A 15741-nucleotide genomic window follows, 5' to 3' on the forward strand; every position below is an offset into this window, starting at 1 on the left:
GGTTGGTTGTGGGTGGTTTGTTTATTGTTGTACCGGGGGGTCGCCACGCCTAGCCTGGCACCCCCTGGCTTGGCAACGCGTGGGGGGTTTAATTGATGACACGCCCTAGGGCCATGCCGCTATAAAGAGTTCGTTATGCACACACCCAACGAAACCCCACCCGTATCGCCGCCGCCACCTAATCCTCCGCCCCCTCCGCCGGTAGGTGATCCACCACCTTCGGCTCCACCGGTGTCTGACCCCAAGCCCGCGCCCTGATCCTGTAGGGGAAAAGCATGGCCAAGGCCGGGGCGGGACTGCTCTATGTCAATGATCAGATGGCCGGCTGGCGGCGACTGCGCCGCCGCGGCGGGTTCTCGTACATTACCTCCAGGGGGCGGGTCATCTCAGCGCCCCATCACTTGGAGCGGGTGCGCAAGTTAGCCATTCCCCCGGCATATGAGGACGTGTGGATCTGCCCTGATCCACGTGGGCACATCCAGGCCACAGGCAGAGACGCCAAAGGCCGCAAACAGTACCGATACCACGCCTTGTGGCAAGAGCAGCGCAAAGAAGCCAAGTTTGATCGCATGCTCCAGTTCGGCCATTCGCTTCCTTCGATACGGCGCAAGATTCAGGCCGATCTGGCTCGTTCCGACGCTAGCCTTGCATCCGTTGTGGCTGCGGTGTTGAGATTGCTGGACCGGACGGGGCTGCGCATTGGCAACGAGGAGTATGTGGTGGAAGGCGGGTCATACGGACTCAGTACTCTCAAGAGCCGGCATGCGCGAATTGACGGCCATCGTCTGACACTGGATTTCAAGGGAAAGTCCGGCATCAAGCAGCATGTGGAGATTTCCGACAAAAGGGTGGTGCGCAAGATCCACCAGTGTCATGAACTACCGGGCCAAGGTCTATTTCAATTTGTGGATGCGCAAGGCCAAGCGCATCAGGTGCGCTCCGATCATGTCAACGCCTATATCAGCAGCTGTTGTGAGGGCAATTTCACAGCCAAGGATTTTCGTACCTGGCACGCCAGTACCTATGGCATGAAGCTGGTGCTGAATGCACTTGCCGACTCAGCTTCGGCGGACATTGCCGCCATGGATGCTGGCCTGTTGGTGGAACGGGTGGCGGAAAGATTGGGCAACACAGCCGCTGTTTGCCGAAAGTTCTACATTCATCCGGAAGTGTTGGCGCTGTGTGAGAAGTCGCCCCGACCACGCCTTGCTAAAAAAGTGCGCAAAAAGGCGGGCCTGACTCTTGAAGAGAGCGCATTCATTGATCTGCTCAAGAGCAAGTGAGTTGCATGAGCCGCTTGCCAGGCGCAATCCAATACGCCTTAGGGCGCTAGTCAAATATAGCGCCTCCTACGGGCGGTTCATTACCTGTGCCTACCGGCTCTGCAGGGCCTGGGCCCCGGGAGATGACAGGTGCATTGCGCACCAGGTTCACAAGGCCTCTCGTGAGGATATAGGCCACTGCGACGACTGTCGCCGACCGTACGAATGATCGCCCAGCCGACCTGCCGCTGTTTCGGGTTTTGGGCAAGCATGTGCGGCCTGTTGAAGCAACCCCGTCGTTTGAACATCTCATCACGAATCCTTACGTAAACAATTTGTCGGGCAAAGATCGTGCCAGGAAGGCACTTATTCCTACAGATTGCGGGCTTGCTGGCGTCGATGATGTTGCTTTATCACTCGTTTGGCTCAGGAGTTTTTGGATGGATCACGTGCTCATCGTAGACGCTGATATCGAATCAGCTACCAGGCTGCGAGGGTTTGTCGCATCAGAGCAATTTTCCGTTGTGGCGGCGCATTCGCTGAGGGACGCGCGCAAACAGATGATTTTGCAAACGCCTCAGCTGGTTTTTCTGGATTCGAATCTGCCGGACGGCAATGGGCTTGACTTGATTTCGGAGAGTCATGTGAGCGTGCCCCCCAAGCTTGTGCTCATGACCGCCCAGGCCAGCGTCGACTCGGCAGTAGAGGCCTTGCGTATGGGCGCCATGGATTATCTGGTCAAACCTATCTCGTCTTCGCGCGTTGAATTTTTCCTCTCAGGCCTGGGCCGTGGAGATAAACGTCGCGAAGAACCGGAACAGCATGGGCGTTTCGGAAAAATGTGGGGCACCTCAGCCCCCATGCGAAAAGTCTATGAACAGATCCAGCGGGTCGCCTCCACCTCGATTACCGTTTTGGTGACTGGTGAAAGTGGAACCGGCAAGGAACTGGTGGCACAGACGGTACATGAACTCAGTTCACGCAAAGACATGCCGTTCCTGGCAGTCAACTGTGGAGCCATTTCGCCCAACTTGATAGAGAGTGAAATATTCGGGCACGAAAAGGGCAGCTTTACGGGAGCCGAGCGTCAGCACCAGGGGTTCTTTGAACGAGCTGCTGGTGGCACACTTTTTTTGGATGAAGTCACCGAGATGCCGCTGGATCTGCAGGTCAAGCTCTTGCGCGTCCTGGAAACGGGCCGCTTCATGCGGGTGGGCTCCACTCAAAGCAGGGAAGCCGATGTGCGGGTCGTGGCTGCCACCAACCGGGTGCCGGAGCAAGCTGTCGCAGATGGGAAACTCCGAGAGGATGTCTTCTACCGTTTGAATGTATTTCCCATTGAACTGCCTCCATTGCGGGAGAGGCTCTCGGATTTGCCTTTGCTGGCTGAGCACTTCTTGCGAGACGTTTGCGCGCAGGAAGGCCGTAGCAAGGAATTCAACGATGCCGCGCTCAAACAACTGGCCCTTTACCCATGGCCAGGCAATGTTCGTGAGCTTCGCAATGCCGTGCAGCGGGCCTACGTTATGGCGCCTGGTGAAGTCATAGGACCTGAATGGCTTCCTGAAGCGGACTCCAGCGTACAGAAGCCGGGAGATATTGCCAGATTGCCAGAAAAAAGAAAATGGCCGGAAGCCAATGGTATTTCAATAGCTGAATCCACTGATACCTCAGAGCGTGTGGCCTCTGTGCGCGTTCCTATTGGGTTCACTATGGATCAGGCGGAGAAAATGCTTATACAGGCTACTTTAAAACAATGCATGTATCAGAAGGAGCGCACAGCTGCAGTTCTCGGAATCAGTCTTAAAACCTTGTACAACCGGCTTAAGTCCTATGCTGCAAGCAATGAGGGCGCTGAAAAACGCTGAATCAATCAAAGTTTCGAGTTTGGCGGTCGGAGATTAGTTGGCTAAAGAGCGTCAAGATTCAAGTGGCCATTGCTGCAATAGTTCAATTTAGCGGCGCATAGACGCAAGGCAGGCGGGCTGGTCCAGCCCCTTCGCCAGAGGATAGAAAGGGTTTTAACTTCCTTTCCATGTCCTCCATAAAGTAAGTCACGTCAGTCGCATCGAATGCCGGGGCGACTTACGATTTGCGACTTATTGGCGGTCTGCACGTGCAGGGCGCGTGCCGTCGGACGTGGACCCCATACCGGATGAGCTCCGCTCGCCGCTGGCTGGCGCGGCTTGTGAACCTGTCATGCCGCTGTTGGAACGCATGCCTGTACCCGTAGCCCCTGTTCGAGAATTCGGCGCTGTGGTGGCATTGGGCTGCTCACCTGACATCACGCCTTGTGTCGTAGTGGCGCCGGTAGCGGGCGCAGTCAAGGCACCAGGCTGTGAAGGATTTCGAGCCGTGTTGGCGTTAGGCTGTTCGCCAGTCATTACACCTTGCGTTGAAGTGGCGCGGTTGCTGGATGGTGCACCGGAAGTGGTGCCCGGCTGGTTGCGCGAAGTGTTGGCGTTGGGTTGCTCACCACTGGCTGGTCCTGGAGGTGTGGTCTGTGCGTGGGCCATACCCATCACGGCGACTGCGGCTGCTGCGACGAGAGTTTTCAGTGTTTTGTTCATTAGTAAGCTCCTGTTGGTTGAGTGAATTTGCTGCATCATCCGTCCAGTGATTTCTCAAGATTGGCAGAAAGATGAAAGCTGCGGGATACACCGGCAATCGGTGTGCCCGGTATCAAGCGGCGGCGCGTGCTCTTTCTTGATCGCGGAGGCTTCGCACTTGCACGTGGTTCCGGCTGGCACCCTCGTACTGACGTTGGAGAATGGCTCTGACCTCTGCCGGCAATTCTTCTTTCAACGCTGCGCGGTAACGCGCCAACGCGGTGTCTTCGCCGCGTTCTGCTTCTTCCAGCATATTGAGGTCGCTGTAGCCAGCAAGAGTCCCTTTGGTCGCCACCCAACCGCGGTGCAACGCACCTGCAATCGTGCCGCTGTCAGCGGGTTTGCCACCGAGCTGCATGATCAGTGTCTGAAGCTCCTTGGCCGCAGCTTGGCATTCGTCAGCGCGAGCTTGAAGAACTTGTTTCAAGCTTTGAGTCTTGGTGTGCTCTGCCGTGCTGCGAAAGCCAAACTCTCCGTCTTTGCAGTTTTCGACAAGATCATTCAAGGTGTCTATGAGATCGTTTTGGTCCATGATTCAACTCCGAAAAAACTTGCCCCGAGAGGCATGGACCCTCTACGGGCATTTGGCATGCCCGCCGTACTTAATCTGAATAATGGGATCTCAAAGGCCTTGCTAAGTATTTTTTATATGCGAAAAAGGTAAGGATATCCCGGGTGCCGGTAGGACAAGTTCGATAGGCTGAGTAATCTGTTAATTTAATTAAATGGAGACGGCAAGGCGTGCAGAAAAATTTTCTGAAAGACAGGAAATTTGGTCATTCCTGAAACCGTCAAAATATCCAATTAAGCAGATGGTGAGAAAAAGTGGCGGCAGAAATTGAGCAACGGACGTGCTGAAGTCATTTTGAAATTCGCGCCGTGAAGGACAATGCCTCATACCGTGTCAGGATTTTTCGAATCTCCAGGAATTGGCATGGTCGTTGCGTTCCATGTGTTATTTGATATACCTAGGAATGCAATGAGTTCTCTGCAAATCAATGTCGGCGCTCGGCAGAATCACAGCCTGTCACCGCATCTGCAACGTGCGGTGCATATGCTTCAGATGTCTTCGCTGGATTTCGCCGCCTTGGTGCGCGGGAAAATGGAAGACAACCCATTTTTGGAAGAAGAAGGTATAGACACTGAAACTGCGCATGAAGGCCTGCCATCTGTCGACATGGCAGCTTCAACACAAGACCAGGCCATGGATGCGGAGCATTCTCCAGATCGAGAGATATGGCTGGCAGACGCATTTCAGGGCAGTGCCCATCGCGCTGAAGGCTCTGACATCTCAGCCATGGACTTCACCGAATCGCCTACGACCTTGGCCATGCATCTACATGGGCAGTTGAACGTCATGCCGCTGCCCGCCCGCGATTTGGCGATGTGCCAGGCCATCGTGGAGTCTTTGGACGAGGACGGCTACCTCCGAACCGATCTGCACGAGCTTGTTGCCATTCTCCCTGAGTCGCATGCGCCGCATGTTGACGAGCTTGCCTTTGCTCTTCGGCTCGTGCAGTCGCTCGATCCCGCGGGCGTTGCAGCACGCAGCGTGGGCGAATGTTTGCTGCTTCAGTGCTCCGGCATCGACGACCCGCGCATGTCCGAATTAGCAAGGCGGATGGTGAGCGAACACCTTGCTGCTGTGGCCAAGCGAGACGTCACGGGACTCAGCAAGCGCCTTGGCGAAACCCCGCTGTTCGTCGAGCAAACCATAGACCGGATCAAGCGCATGAATCCTCGGCCTGGTTGGTCGTACAGCTCGTCAAGAGTTGACTACATCGTGCCTGACGTCATTGTGCGGCGTGATCGTAAGGGGTGGGACGTTCAATTGAACCCCGCAGTGGTTCCGCATGTGCGTCTCAACAAAGTCTACGAAAAGCTATTTCAGCGCCATAAGACCAAGGACCATGCCCAGCTGATAGATCACCTGCAAGACGCTCATTGGACCATGCGAAATATGGAGCAACGTTTCGCCACCATATTGGGGGTCGCCCAAGCCATTGTGCGAAAACAGCAGTACTTTCTGGAGTACGGTGCAATGGCCATGAAGCCAATGATCTTGCGAGAAATTGCCGACGAAGTGGGCGTGCACGAGTCCACTGTTTCAAGGGTCACAAACAACAAGTACATGGCAACCCCCCTAGGTGTTTTCGAGTTGAAGCATTTCTTCTCCAGGTCCATGACCAGTGCCAGTGGAGAGGCTTGTTCGCCCACAGCCATTCGGGAAGTCATTAACGACATGATCGCTGCCGAATCGCCAACTAGTCCGCTTTCCGATGGCGACATTGCCCGGCAGTTGGAGTCGCAAGGCCTCAAAGTGGCCAGGCGCACAGTGACCAAATACAGGCAGCTACTGGGTCTGGAGGCGGGGGAGAAAAGAAAGCGCCTTGCGTGAACTGATCATCGGGCTGGCAGCCCATGATCAGCTTTTGCTGGATCAAGCCCGTCTTTGACTATCGCTTGTCTTCAGGAACGGACTGGGGGCTTGAACCAGGCTTGGCCATGATCTTCTTGCGCGCCGGAGCATCCAGCCCCGGCGCCTGCCGCAAGTCGGTATCCACTTGCCCCGCATCGATATCGTCCTTGGCCTGTTTGATACGCGGATCAACGCGCGAACTCGTCGAGTCGGCACTCTGATCTCGTTCATGGGGCAGGCGGAGCTCTTTGTCTGCATCTCCGGTTCGGCCAGATGACTGGGCCTGATCGGCCGCCCTGACGATGCGTTCCGCGGGCGCAGGGCTTGGAGTTGTCTTCGTGATGGTTGGCTTATTCATGCGCGTGCTACCTTAAGTGAATGACGGGCTGTCCCCAACTTTGCATACCTTGAACAAGCTTTCAGGCACCCAACGCAGAGGATCAGTGTCACCACCATCTAAGGCAAGCGGCGTGCCTGAGCAATCAGAAAGCCGAACACTCGGGCACCATGCTTTGCCACTCAGTGTTTGTTGTGGGCCGCTGCGGACATCAGTTTGTCCGTATACGCGATAGCCATCGCAGACAGCAGGAACACCGCATGGATCACCGTTTGAGCAATCAGCACTTTCTCGGAGTAGTTGTCTGCATTGATAAAGGTCTTGAGCAAGTGGATGGAACTGATCCCGATGATGGACAGGGCCAGCTTGACCTTCAACACGGACGCGTTGACGTGGCTCAGCCATTCTGGCTGATCGCGATGGCCTTCAAGGTTCAAACGGCTGACAAAGGTTTCATAGCCGCCCACAATCACCATGATCAGCAGGTTGGAAATCATGACCACGTCGATCAACGCTAATACCACCAGCATGATCACTGTTTCATTGAGCGCAGTGACGGGCACGCTACTTTTGTAGCCGATGGCGTTGACCAGCGCTTCCAGGGCGTGCTGGTCGCCAAAAGCTGCTTGAATCAGGTGCCAAAGCTCTACCAGGAAATGCACCACGTACACGCCTTGGGCTGCAATGAGGCCCAGGTAGAGTGGAACCTGAAGCCACCGGCTGGCAAAGACCAGTGCCGGCAAGGGGCGCAGGGGGCGGTTGACGGGATGTTGTACTGGGTCTGCCATGAAAATGAGTTGGAAGAGATGGATGAGCGACCGCACGGAAATGCTGGCCTGAAATCTGACGAAAACCCGCTATTGTAAAAAGGCCGGTGACGAATTGGTGTCAGGCGCCCTCAGCTTTGCGCATGCGCGCGTACCTGCGGGCTGAACTATGGGCAGGCGGCTTCAGGGTTTAGCACACATCATGCCAGCGACGGCCGTTCGGCGAGCAGCATCATGGTCGTCTCGAAATCCAGGTTCCCGCTCATGTTCGCGTGTTGAAAAGCCGAAACGCCGTCTTCGTCGGCCGCCAGTGGGTCAGCTCCCATGACCAGGAGTTGATGGACCACATTCATATGTCCCGCTTTGGCGGCCGCGATCAAGGCGAGATTGACGTAGCGGCTATTGGCACCAGCAATGAGTGCGTCGTCGTGCTCAGTTTGCAGTAGGGGAGCCAGTGCCGTGACTACGTTCAGACATCCATTGGAAGCGGCGATCTCCAGAGGTGTCAGCCTGGTTGTCATGTCCACAGCCTTGAGATTGGCGCCGCTTGCAATCGCATCGAGGGCGATTTGTACCGCCCCCCCTTTGGCCGCGTTGAACAGTGCCTTATCAAGATTGTTCTGCACCGAACCTGGGGCGTTCGGATGAGGGTCAAACATGAAGATGAATGAAAAAAGCGGTGTGTAGGGTATGCCGGTTAGCCGGCCTTGAAAATACAGGACGTCCAGGATGCCGATGTGGTCATCGCGCCGCAGTGCTCGGACCGCGGCATCATCAAATACCGTTGAACTGGGAAACAGGTGATAGAGCAAGCTGGGTGGCAGGCTGTTCTCGGATGAATAGGCAGTTGCTCTCAGAACCGCATTCAATAGGCTGGGATCATCCTGCTTGCTGGCACGAAGCAATAGCCAGAAGCTGGTTCCATCTCCTGAATACTGCACGTTGGCCCTTCGCGCCAACAGCATCTTGGCGAGCTCAAGGTGACCTTTATCTATCGCCAACGTGAGTGGTGTATTGCCATTCTTGTCAATGGCATTGATTTCTGCACCGTTGCTCAAGAGGAGCTCCGCCATGTCCAGCCGATTGTCGATGACTGCGAGCGTCAACGGGGTTCTGCCCAATGAATCTTTGGTTTCCAGATTCGCCTGATTTTCTACCAACGCATTGAATGCGCTGAATTCGCCCAGATAGCAGGTAAAAACCAGCGGAGTCTCGCCGGTCGAATTGGGGGTTTCGGTGTTGGCTCCGTGTGCCAGCAGGGTTTTGGCGATGCTCGGGGAGAAGCGCAGGGCCATTCTCAAAGGCGTAACAACGCTGTTTTGGACTGTGCCCTCTATGTTGGCACCTCTGGCTAAAAGCAGGTGCACAAGAGTTTCCCTTCGCGCAACGATGGCGTGCGTGAGTGCTGTATTTTTGGAGTGGTCAGTTGCGTCGATATCCACTCCGTGATCCAGAAGTACTCGAGCATTGCCGATATTTCCCAGAATGACAGCATGAATCAGGGGTGTGATTCCAGCTCGGCCTACCTGATTGGCGTCGGCGCCTCGTTGCAGCTGATTTTTGATGTGCTCCGGGTTGTCATCATTGGAAAATAATGGTGGGCTGTCCAGCAACCCGTCGGCTTCGGAGGTTTTGCCCGTCTGGCCCTTTTGCGCCTTTTCCTGAAAAAGGAATTCCCCTACATTCGTGTTGCCGACAACAATGTCACGGGCACCATAGTCTTCAACTTTCTTGAGCAAAGGTTGAGCACTGGATTGATTGAGCTTGAGCAGGGGGCGAGGTGGGGAGTCGCTCAGGACCGCATAGCGACTTTTACGGCAGCAGAACATGGTTTTTGTTTTAGGTTTTATGAAGTAGGGCAGTCAAAATCGAGTCTGCACCTCTCTTGATTCTCGAAATTTTTACTACCCTCTACCACCCTCTTCGCAGCGAGCCAAGTTTTCTCAAGCTTCCCTTAGGCACCATGATTTTCGGGCTCGCTGGGTCCAGCAGCGGCGGTGGAAATGGGCTCGAAATCAGGATGGCTTGGAGGAGCGTGCGTGCCTCCGGAGAGGTTGGACAAGGGGTTGGGCATGGCGTTGGTCGCATTGAATGGATACCAAGATGAGTAACGCCTGGCGCTGACGAGTTCCAGCACTTGCACAGAGCCGGTGGGATCATGCTCGGACGGGGTTGAAGGGCAAGTCTGGGGGTGAGGGCGCCAAGGCTGAATGAAGCTGTGGAAAATGGACTCGACATTCAAGTGAGTCGGGGTCGCCCGGAATCTGATACAACCGTCGTGTGGAAACATCGTTGGCTGAGGCCTGCAACGCCTTTTGGTCCAGCGGAGTCAGAACTTTGTAAGAGCCCGGTCGGATGATGAGCGGGTTTAGGGGGGCGCTTGGGCGTCCACTGTGTGCAACAACGAAGGAGACATTCCTGATGAGTGCCATTGAATCGGTTTTAGTGGAAAACCGCGTATTCCCTCCTGGCGAGGCCCTCACAAAGGCCGCGCGCATCTCCGGCATGTCCGCCTATGAGGCCTTGTGTGCTGAAGCTGACAAGAATCCAGATGAATTCTGGGGACGCCAAGCCCGGGAAAATCTTCTCTGGAGCAAGCCTTTTACCCGTGTGCTCGACGAGTCCAACAAGCCGTTCTACAAATGGTTTGACGATGGCCAGCTCAATGCCAGCGCCAACTGCCTGGACAGGCACATAGGCACGCCGGTCGAAAACAAGACCGCCATCATTTTTGAAGCGGATGACGGTGCTGTCACCAAGGTCACCTACAAAGAGTTGCTGGCACGTGTCAGCCGCTTCGCAAACGGCCTGAAAGCGCACGGCATCCAAAAGGGTGACCGTGTCCTGATCTACATGCCCATGACCATTGAAGGCGTGGTCGCCATGCAGGCGTGTGCGCGCATAGGCGCAACCCACAGCGTGGTTTTCGGCGGGTTTTCCGCCAAAGCGCTTCAAGAGCGCATCATTGATGTGGGTGCCGTGGCCGTGGTCACGGCCAACTATCAGATGCGTGGCGGCAAGGAATTGCCCCTCAAGGCGGTCGTGGATGAAGCCCTCAGCATGCCGGGCTGTGAATCCGTCAAGAGCGTGTTCGTCTACGAACGCACGCCCACCGCCTGTACCTTGGCCGTGGGTCGCGACAAGACTTTCACTGAACTTCTGCAGGGCCAGTCAGATGAATGTGCGCCCGTAGCTGTAGACGCGGAGCATCCGCTGTTTGTCCTCTATACCAGCGGCTCCACTGGCAAGCCCAAAGGCGTGCAGCACGCCACCGGCGGCTACCTGCTGTGGGCCAAGATGACCATGGACTGGACTTTCGATCTGAAAGACAGCGACATCTTCTGGTGCACGGCTGATATCGGCTGGATCACAGGGCATACCTATGTGGCCTACGGCCCCTTGGCTGCGGGTGCGACCCAGATCGTGTTCGAAGGTGTGCCGACCTATCCTGATGCCGGCCGTTTCTGGCAAATGATCGAGCGTCACAAGTGCACTATTTTCTATACGGCACCCACCGCCATTCGCTCTCTCATCAAAGCGTCGGAAACCAACGAAAAGGTCCATCCCAAGAACTGGGACCTCACAAGCCTTCGAATCCTGGGGAGCGTGGGAGAACCTATCAATCCGGAAGCCTGGATCTGGTATCACAAGCATGTGGGTGGCGAGCGCTGCCCTGTGGTGGATACGTTTTGGCAAACTGAAACCGGTGGCCACGTCATTACCCCACTGCCTGGGGCAACGCCGCTGGTACCGGGCTCATGCACACTGCCGTTGCCGGGCATCGCTGCTGCCATCGTAGATGAGGCGGCCAACGACGTTCCTAATGGCTCCGGCGGCATTCTGGTCATCAAGAAGCCCTGGCCGTCCATGATTCGGACCATCTGGGGTGATCCCGAGCGTTTCAAGAAAAGCTATTTTCCTGAAGAGCTCAAAGGCTATTACCTGGCGGGCGACGGCGCTGTCCGCGATGCTGAGCGGGGTTACTTCCGCATTACCGGCCGAATTGACGATGTTCTGAATGTCTCTGGCCATCGCATGGGCACGATGGAGATCGAATCCGCGCTGGTAGCCAAGACTGACCTGGTGGCAGAGGCGGCCGTCGTGGGGCGCCCGGACGACACCACGGGAGAGGCCATTTGCGCTTTTGTGGTGCTCAAGCGCTCATTGCCCCAGGGTGACGAAGCCAGGGAAATCGCCAAACAGCTGCGTGATTGGGTGGCCAAGGAAATTGGCCCTATTGCCAAGCCGAAAGACATCCGCTTTGGTGAAAACCTGCCCAAAACGCGGTCCGGCAAAATCATGCGCCGTCTCCTGCGCAGTCTGGCCAAAGGTGAGGCCATCACCCAGGACACCAGCACGCTTGAAAACCCACAGATCCTGACGCAGCTCGATCAGACGTACTGACTGCTCGGTAATCCTGCAGGACCTGCAGATCTGACGTTCAGCATGGGGCAGCATGGCGCGATAGCCAAGTGGTTGATCAACGGATTGCAAATCCGTTGAGTCCGGTTTCACTCCGGATTGCGTCTTCCAGCCTGCGCACGTGGGGCGATCTAACTGGCGCAGTTGGGCAAAGCCAAAAAGCAAACGCCGCCTCAAAGGGCGGCGTTTCACGTATGGGAACGTAGGCTCCTAGGGGGGGCATCCACCCCTCATTCGGGCGCCATAGTCACACGGCTTATTTAAGCGACAAGATCCAGGTTGCCAGCGTTTTGGCTTCCGCTTCGCTCACGTTGGCATTTGGAGGCATAGGCACAGCGCCCCAGGTGCCTGAGCTGCCTTTCATGATCTTGCCTGCCAACATATCTGCTGCACCAGCGTCTTTGCTGAACTTGGCGGCCACGTCCTTGTAAGAAGGGCCCACAAGCTTTTTATCGACTGTGTGGCAAGCCATGCAGTTCTTCGACTTGGCAAGAGCCTCGTTAGCATGAACCGGAGTGGAGACTGCGGTAAAGCCTGCCAGGGCAGCCAGGACGAACAAAACGCGTTTCATGTCTTTCCTTTTTTTCGTGGGTGATTGAGCTACATTCTCAAAACGCCATTGTATAGATGCAGGTTGACCTAAGAACGTGTTTACGATCTATTCGGGGTTGCGCAAGCGCCATGGCGGGATGGGATGCAAGGCGCGGCGCGCAGCCAATAGCCCGTGCTATTGGCAAGCGTTGCAACGCCGCAGACCGCCCGCCATGGCACTTGCCCTTCGGGTTGGATCGAAATCGGGCGATTTCTTTGGCCGTTCGCTTGCATGGGCACTAGCCCATGTGGCGCAAACGACCTTCGAACTCGTCCCGATTGCGACCCAACGCGACCCCGAATAGATCGTAAACACGTTCTAAGACCTGATCCCCTTCAAGGAATTTTCATGTACCTGCTTGGGCTGGGAATTGTTCTGTTGCTATTGAAATATTTAGAGATTGAACCTGTTGCCCAGTGGGCCTGGTGGATGGTGCTGTCACCCTTTGCGGCGGCCATTGTCTGGTGGGCATGGGCCGATTGGTCTGGCTATACCATGCGCAAGTCGATGGAACGGCAGGAATTGCGCAAACATGATCGCATCAACCGCCATCGCAAGGCCATTGGCCGGCCCACCACTCCACCTTCACGCCGGCGCCCTTGAATCTTCAAAACGTTCTTTGAACAGGCTCTTGGATAGCGGCTAGCCGAGATTTCGCTCTGCTTCTTCTGGAGTTTCCCCCTCAGACGCTTGCACGTGGCCATGGAGACGTCGCGCAAGCATGCACAATGCCCTCATGCTGATTCATCCTGAAATTGACCCTATCGCGCTGCGTTTGGGACCCCTGGCGATCCATTGGTATGGAATTACCTACCTGGTAGCCTTTGCGCTGTTTTTCTGGCTGGCTACTCGCAGGCTCAAACATGAGCCTTACGCCAGCATCACCCAGCCCACTGCCTGGACGCGGCGTGACATTGAAGACATGTTGTTCTTTGGTGTGGTGGGCGTCATTGTGGGGGGGCGAATTGGCTACTGCCTCTTCTACAAGCCAGCGTATTACCTGGCGCACCCCTTGGAGATATTTGCCATCTGGCAAGGGGGCATGGCTTTTCACGGCGGCATGCTGGGGGTCATTCTGGCCATGATCTGGTGGGCGCATTCGCGTCGCCGGCCCTGGATGCAGGTGACTGACCTGATCGCACCCTGCGTTCCTTTGGGCCTGGCCTCAGGCAGGGTCGGTAACTTCATCAATGGCGAGCTATGGGGGCGCCTGGCTGATCCGACACTTCCATGGGCCATGGTATTTCCAGCCGCAGGGCCAGAGCCGCGCCACCCTTCTCAGGTGTACCAATTCCTGCTGGAAGGAGTTTTGCTGTTCATTTTGCTTTGGCTGTACGCGCGCAAGCCACGCAAGATGGGTCAGGTCAGCGGTGCTTTCCTGACGGGATATGGAGCATTCAGGTTTATCGCCGAATACTTCCGTGAGCCTGACGCATTCCTGGGTCTGCAGGCCTTGGGGCTGTCGCGCGGGCAATGGCTGTGTGTGCCTATGATCCTGGCCGGCATTTTCATGTGGGTATGGGCAAGTAGGCGGCGAGAAGAGAAAAGTTAAGGTTATATTGCGTGGAGATAGGGTTGCTTATGAACACTGAAGTCAATTCAAAGTCCACTGAAGATACAGCGCGCGCGCCGCGGGCCACGCATGACCGTCTGGATTCGCTCCTGAGTCGCCGGGGCGAGGCCCTATCTCCCAGAGCGCTGCGCAAACTGCTGGAACAACTTCAGGCCATCATCGACCCCCGAATTGGGGAAGTGGAAGGTGGTCGCCGCGCGCAGGCATTCATCACCTGGTATGACACGGCCACTGCCGGCGAAAGGCTGGACGCCTGGCTGCTGATGAGCGAGCAATTCGTGGCTGACCAGGCCAAGTCCAAGGCCGCCCAGGCTCAATATGCTGCCGCGATTGGCACATCGGATGAGGCGGTGGCGGAAGTGCGGCTGCGTCGCGCCACAGTCTCGCCGCGCAGGCGCATTTTGCAGCGAATCTCAGTATTGCCTGAGGGCGTGCGCTTTCTGGTGAACATGCGTGAGCAGCTCTTGCCGCACCTGCGGACCTATCCCAGCCTGGCGGCGCTGGACGTCGAGATGGAGTACATGTTCTCGACCTGGTTTGATGTCGGCTTTCTAGAGCTGCGCAGCATGAACTGGGACTCCCCTGCGTCGCTGCTTGAAAAGCTGATCAAGTACGAAGCCGTGCACGACATACGCAGTTGGGCGGACCTCAAGAACAGGTTGGACAGCGACCGCCGCTGCTACGGGTTCTTTCACCCCCGCCTGCCGGATGAGCCTCTGATCTTCGTGGAAGTGGCGTTGCTCGGTGACATGGCGGGCAGCATTACGCCTTTGCTGGACGAGTCTGCGGCTCCGGCCGATCTGGCCAAGGCCACGACTGCGATTTTCTATTCCATCAGCAACACGCAGGCTGGTCTGCGTGGAGTGAGTTTTGGAGATTCACTGATCAAACATGTGGTGGATACCCTCAAGACGGAGTTTCCTCGTCTAAAGGTGTTTGCCACGCTTTCGCCCATTCCCGGTTTGCGTGGGTGGATGGGGAAAAATGCGGCGCGACTGTTGGAGGCCACGCCTTCCCGAGCCCAGCAGGCGTTGGCTCGTGAGCTGGGGGAGGCGCCCACCGCCAAGAACCTGTTGACGGCCCTGGATGGTGTCCCCGCACTCAAAGAGTCTTCTGCTGTGCGCCGCTGGCTGCTGGCGTCTGCCGCCCAGTACTTGGCCCTCGGCATTGAAGGCACCAAGCCGCTCGACCCGGTAGCTCGCTTTCATCTGGGCAATGGTGCCCGGGTAGAGCGGCTCAATTGGATGGCTGATCCGTCTGCCAAAGGGCTGAAGCAGTCGTTCGGGCTGATGGTGAACTACCTCTACGACCTTAATCGCCTGGACAAGCACAAGGCCCTTCTGACCCAGGGGAAAGTGCCTGTGTCTGGGCAGCTCAAGGGTTTGATGGACTGATTCGCCCGGGCTTGGCGGCTTGCTGCGTTGTCCTGCACCCCCTGCAACTGCCCGCAGTCCCCAGCGCTTGACACCTTAAAGGCTCTCCAGCTTCCGCAAGCTCAGGAGTTTCTCCCGAGCGCGCTCTCGCTCCGCGGCATAGGGCGTGTCATCAATTAACCCCCCACGCGCTGATTCGCCCTGAGGATGGATACGCGAAGGCAGGCGCAGGCCGTAGTGATCTACGGTCAAGGCTGCCGACAAAGTAGACGCCGCAGGGCGAGCCAGCCCAAAGGGTTGCCAAGCCAGGGGGCGCCATGCGTTGTTGTGGCTCGCTTGTGTACATGAGTACACGGCGCTCGCCACGCCTAGCCTGGCACCCCCTGG

General features: G+C 56.5%; 14 protein-coding genes and 1 tRNA gene. 8 read left to right on the forward strand and 7 right to left on the reverse strand.

The features are described from left to right. Window positions 1–275 precede the first annotated feature (275 nt). Window positions 276–1283 (forward strand): DNA topoisomerase IB, encoded by a 1008-nt coding sequence (locus ABIE13_RS27325; protein ID WP_354449441.1) that lies wholly within the window; start codon window positions 276–278, stop codon window positions 1281–1283. Window positions 1284–1702: 419 nt separating this feature from the next. Further along, a complete protein-coding gene (locus ABIE13_RS27330) occupies window positions 1703–3130 on the forward strand; it encodes a sigma-54-dependent transcriptional regulator (protein WP_354449443.1) in 1428 nt (475 codons plus the stop codon). A 231-nt stretch (window positions 3131–3361) separates the two neighbouring features. Here ABIE13_RS27330 and ABIE13_RS27335 read toward each other — a convergent pair whose 3' ends face one another. Beyond that, complete coding sequence (locus ABIE13_RS27335) at window positions 3362–3832, reverse strand: hypothetical protein (protein ID WP_354449445.1); 471 nt, start codon at window positions 3830–3832, stop codon at window positions 3362–3364. 112 nt (window positions 3833–3944) lie between these two features. After that, window positions 3945–4403, reverse strand: coding sequence for a PA2169 family four-helix-bundle protein (locus tag ABIE13_RS27340; RefSeq protein ID WP_354449447.1), 459 nt, complete (start codon window positions 4401–4403; stop codon window positions 3945–3947). Window positions 4404–4850: 447 nt separating this feature from the next. Between ABIE13_RS27340 and rpoN the strand changes: the two genes are divergently transcribed. Beyond that, window positions 4851–6269: an RNA polymerase factor sigma-54 gene (gene rpoN, locus ABIE13_RS27345; protein WP_354449449.1), complete on the forward strand. Its 1419-nt coding sequence runs from the start codon at window positions 4851–4853 to the stop codon at window positions 6267–6269. A 58-nt stretch (window positions 6270–6327) separates the two neighbouring features. On the opposite strand, the gene ABIE13_RS27350 is transcribed toward rpoN, so the two are convergent. From ABIE13_RS27350 to ABIE13_RS27360, 3 genes are all read right to left on the reverse strand, one after another. Continuing rightward, on the reverse strand, window positions 6328–6648 hold the full coding sequence (locus tag ABIE13_RS27350) for a hypothetical protein (protein ID WP_354449451.1): 321 nt from the start codon (window positions 6646–6648) through the stop codon (window positions 6328–6330). A 161-nt stretch (window positions 6649–6809) separates the two neighbouring features. Continuing rightward, entirely contained in the window at window positions 6810–7415 is a 606-nt protein-coding gene (locus ABIE13_RS27355; protein WP_354449453.1) for a TIGR00645 family protein, read from the reverse strand. A 179-nt stretch (window positions 7416–7594) separates the two neighbouring features. Further along, a complete protein-coding gene (locus ABIE13_RS27360) occupies window positions 7595–9223 on the reverse strand; it encodes an ankyrin repeat domain-containing protein (protein WP_354449455.1) in 1629 nt (542 codons plus the stop codon). A gap of 592 nt (window positions 9224–9815) precedes the next feature. Here ABIE13_RS27360 and acs point away from each other — a divergent pair. Together acs and ABIE13_RS27370 are read left to right on the forward strand one after the other, a co-directional pair. After that, on the forward strand, window positions 9816–11798 hold the full coding sequence (gene acs, locus ABIE13_RS27365; RefSeq protein ID WP_354449457.1) for an acetate--CoA ligase: 1983 nt from the start codon (window positions 9816–9818) through the stop codon (window positions 11796–11798). A 54-nt stretch (window positions 11799–11852) separates the two neighbouring features. Beyond that, window positions 11853–11923 (forward strand) — tRNA-Cys (locus tag ABIE13_RS27370). Window positions 11924–12072: 149 nt separating this feature from the next. Here the strand turns inward: ABIE13_RS27370 and ABIE13_RS27375 are convergent. Continuing rightward, window positions 12073–12387, reverse strand: a complete 315-nt coding sequence (locus tag ABIE13_RS27375; RefSeq protein ID WP_354449459.1) for a c-type cytochrome — start codon at window positions 12385–12387, stop codon at window positions 12073–12075. Window positions 12388–12756: 369 nt separating this feature from the next. Between ABIE13_RS27375 and ABIE13_RS27380 the strand changes: the two genes are divergently transcribed. The 3 genes from ABIE13_RS27380 to ABIE13_RS27390 all read left to right on the forward strand — a co-directional run bounded on the left by ABIE13_RS27380 (window position 12757) and on the right by ABIE13_RS27390 (window position 15375). Beyond that, complete coding sequence (locus tag ABIE13_RS27380) at window positions 12757–13011, forward strand: TIGR04438 family Trp-rich protein (RefSeq protein WP_354449461.1); 255 nt, start codon at window positions 12757–12759, stop codon at window positions 13009–13011. 133 nt (window positions 13012–13144) lie between these two features. Continuing rightward, window positions 13145–13960: a prolipoprotein diacylglyceryl transferase gene (gene lgt / locus ABIE13_RS27385; protein WP_354449463.1), complete on the forward strand. Its 816-nt coding sequence runs from the start codon at window positions 13145–13147 to the stop codon at window positions 13958–13960. Window positions 13961–13989: 29 nt separating this feature from the next. Continuing rightward, a complete protein-coding gene (locus tag ABIE13_RS27390) occupies window positions 13990–15375 on the forward strand; it encodes a malonyl-CoA decarboxylase (protein ID WP_354449465.1) in 1386 nt (461 codons plus the stop codon). Window positions 15376–15450: 75 nt separating this feature from the next. Here the strand turns inward: ABIE13_RS27390 and ABIE13_RS27395 are convergent. Further along, window positions 15451–15741: hypothetical protein (locus ABIE13_RS27395; protein WP_354449467.1), on the reverse strand; the 291-nt coding region annotated here is incomplete at its 5' end.

It is taken from the genome of Ottowia thiooxydans, from assembly GCF_040548795.1.
In the GTDB taxonomy this organism is placed as follows: domain Bacteria; phylum Pseudomonadota; class Gammaproteobacteria; order Burkholderiales; family Burkholderiaceae_C; genus Ottowia; species Ottowia thiooxydans_A.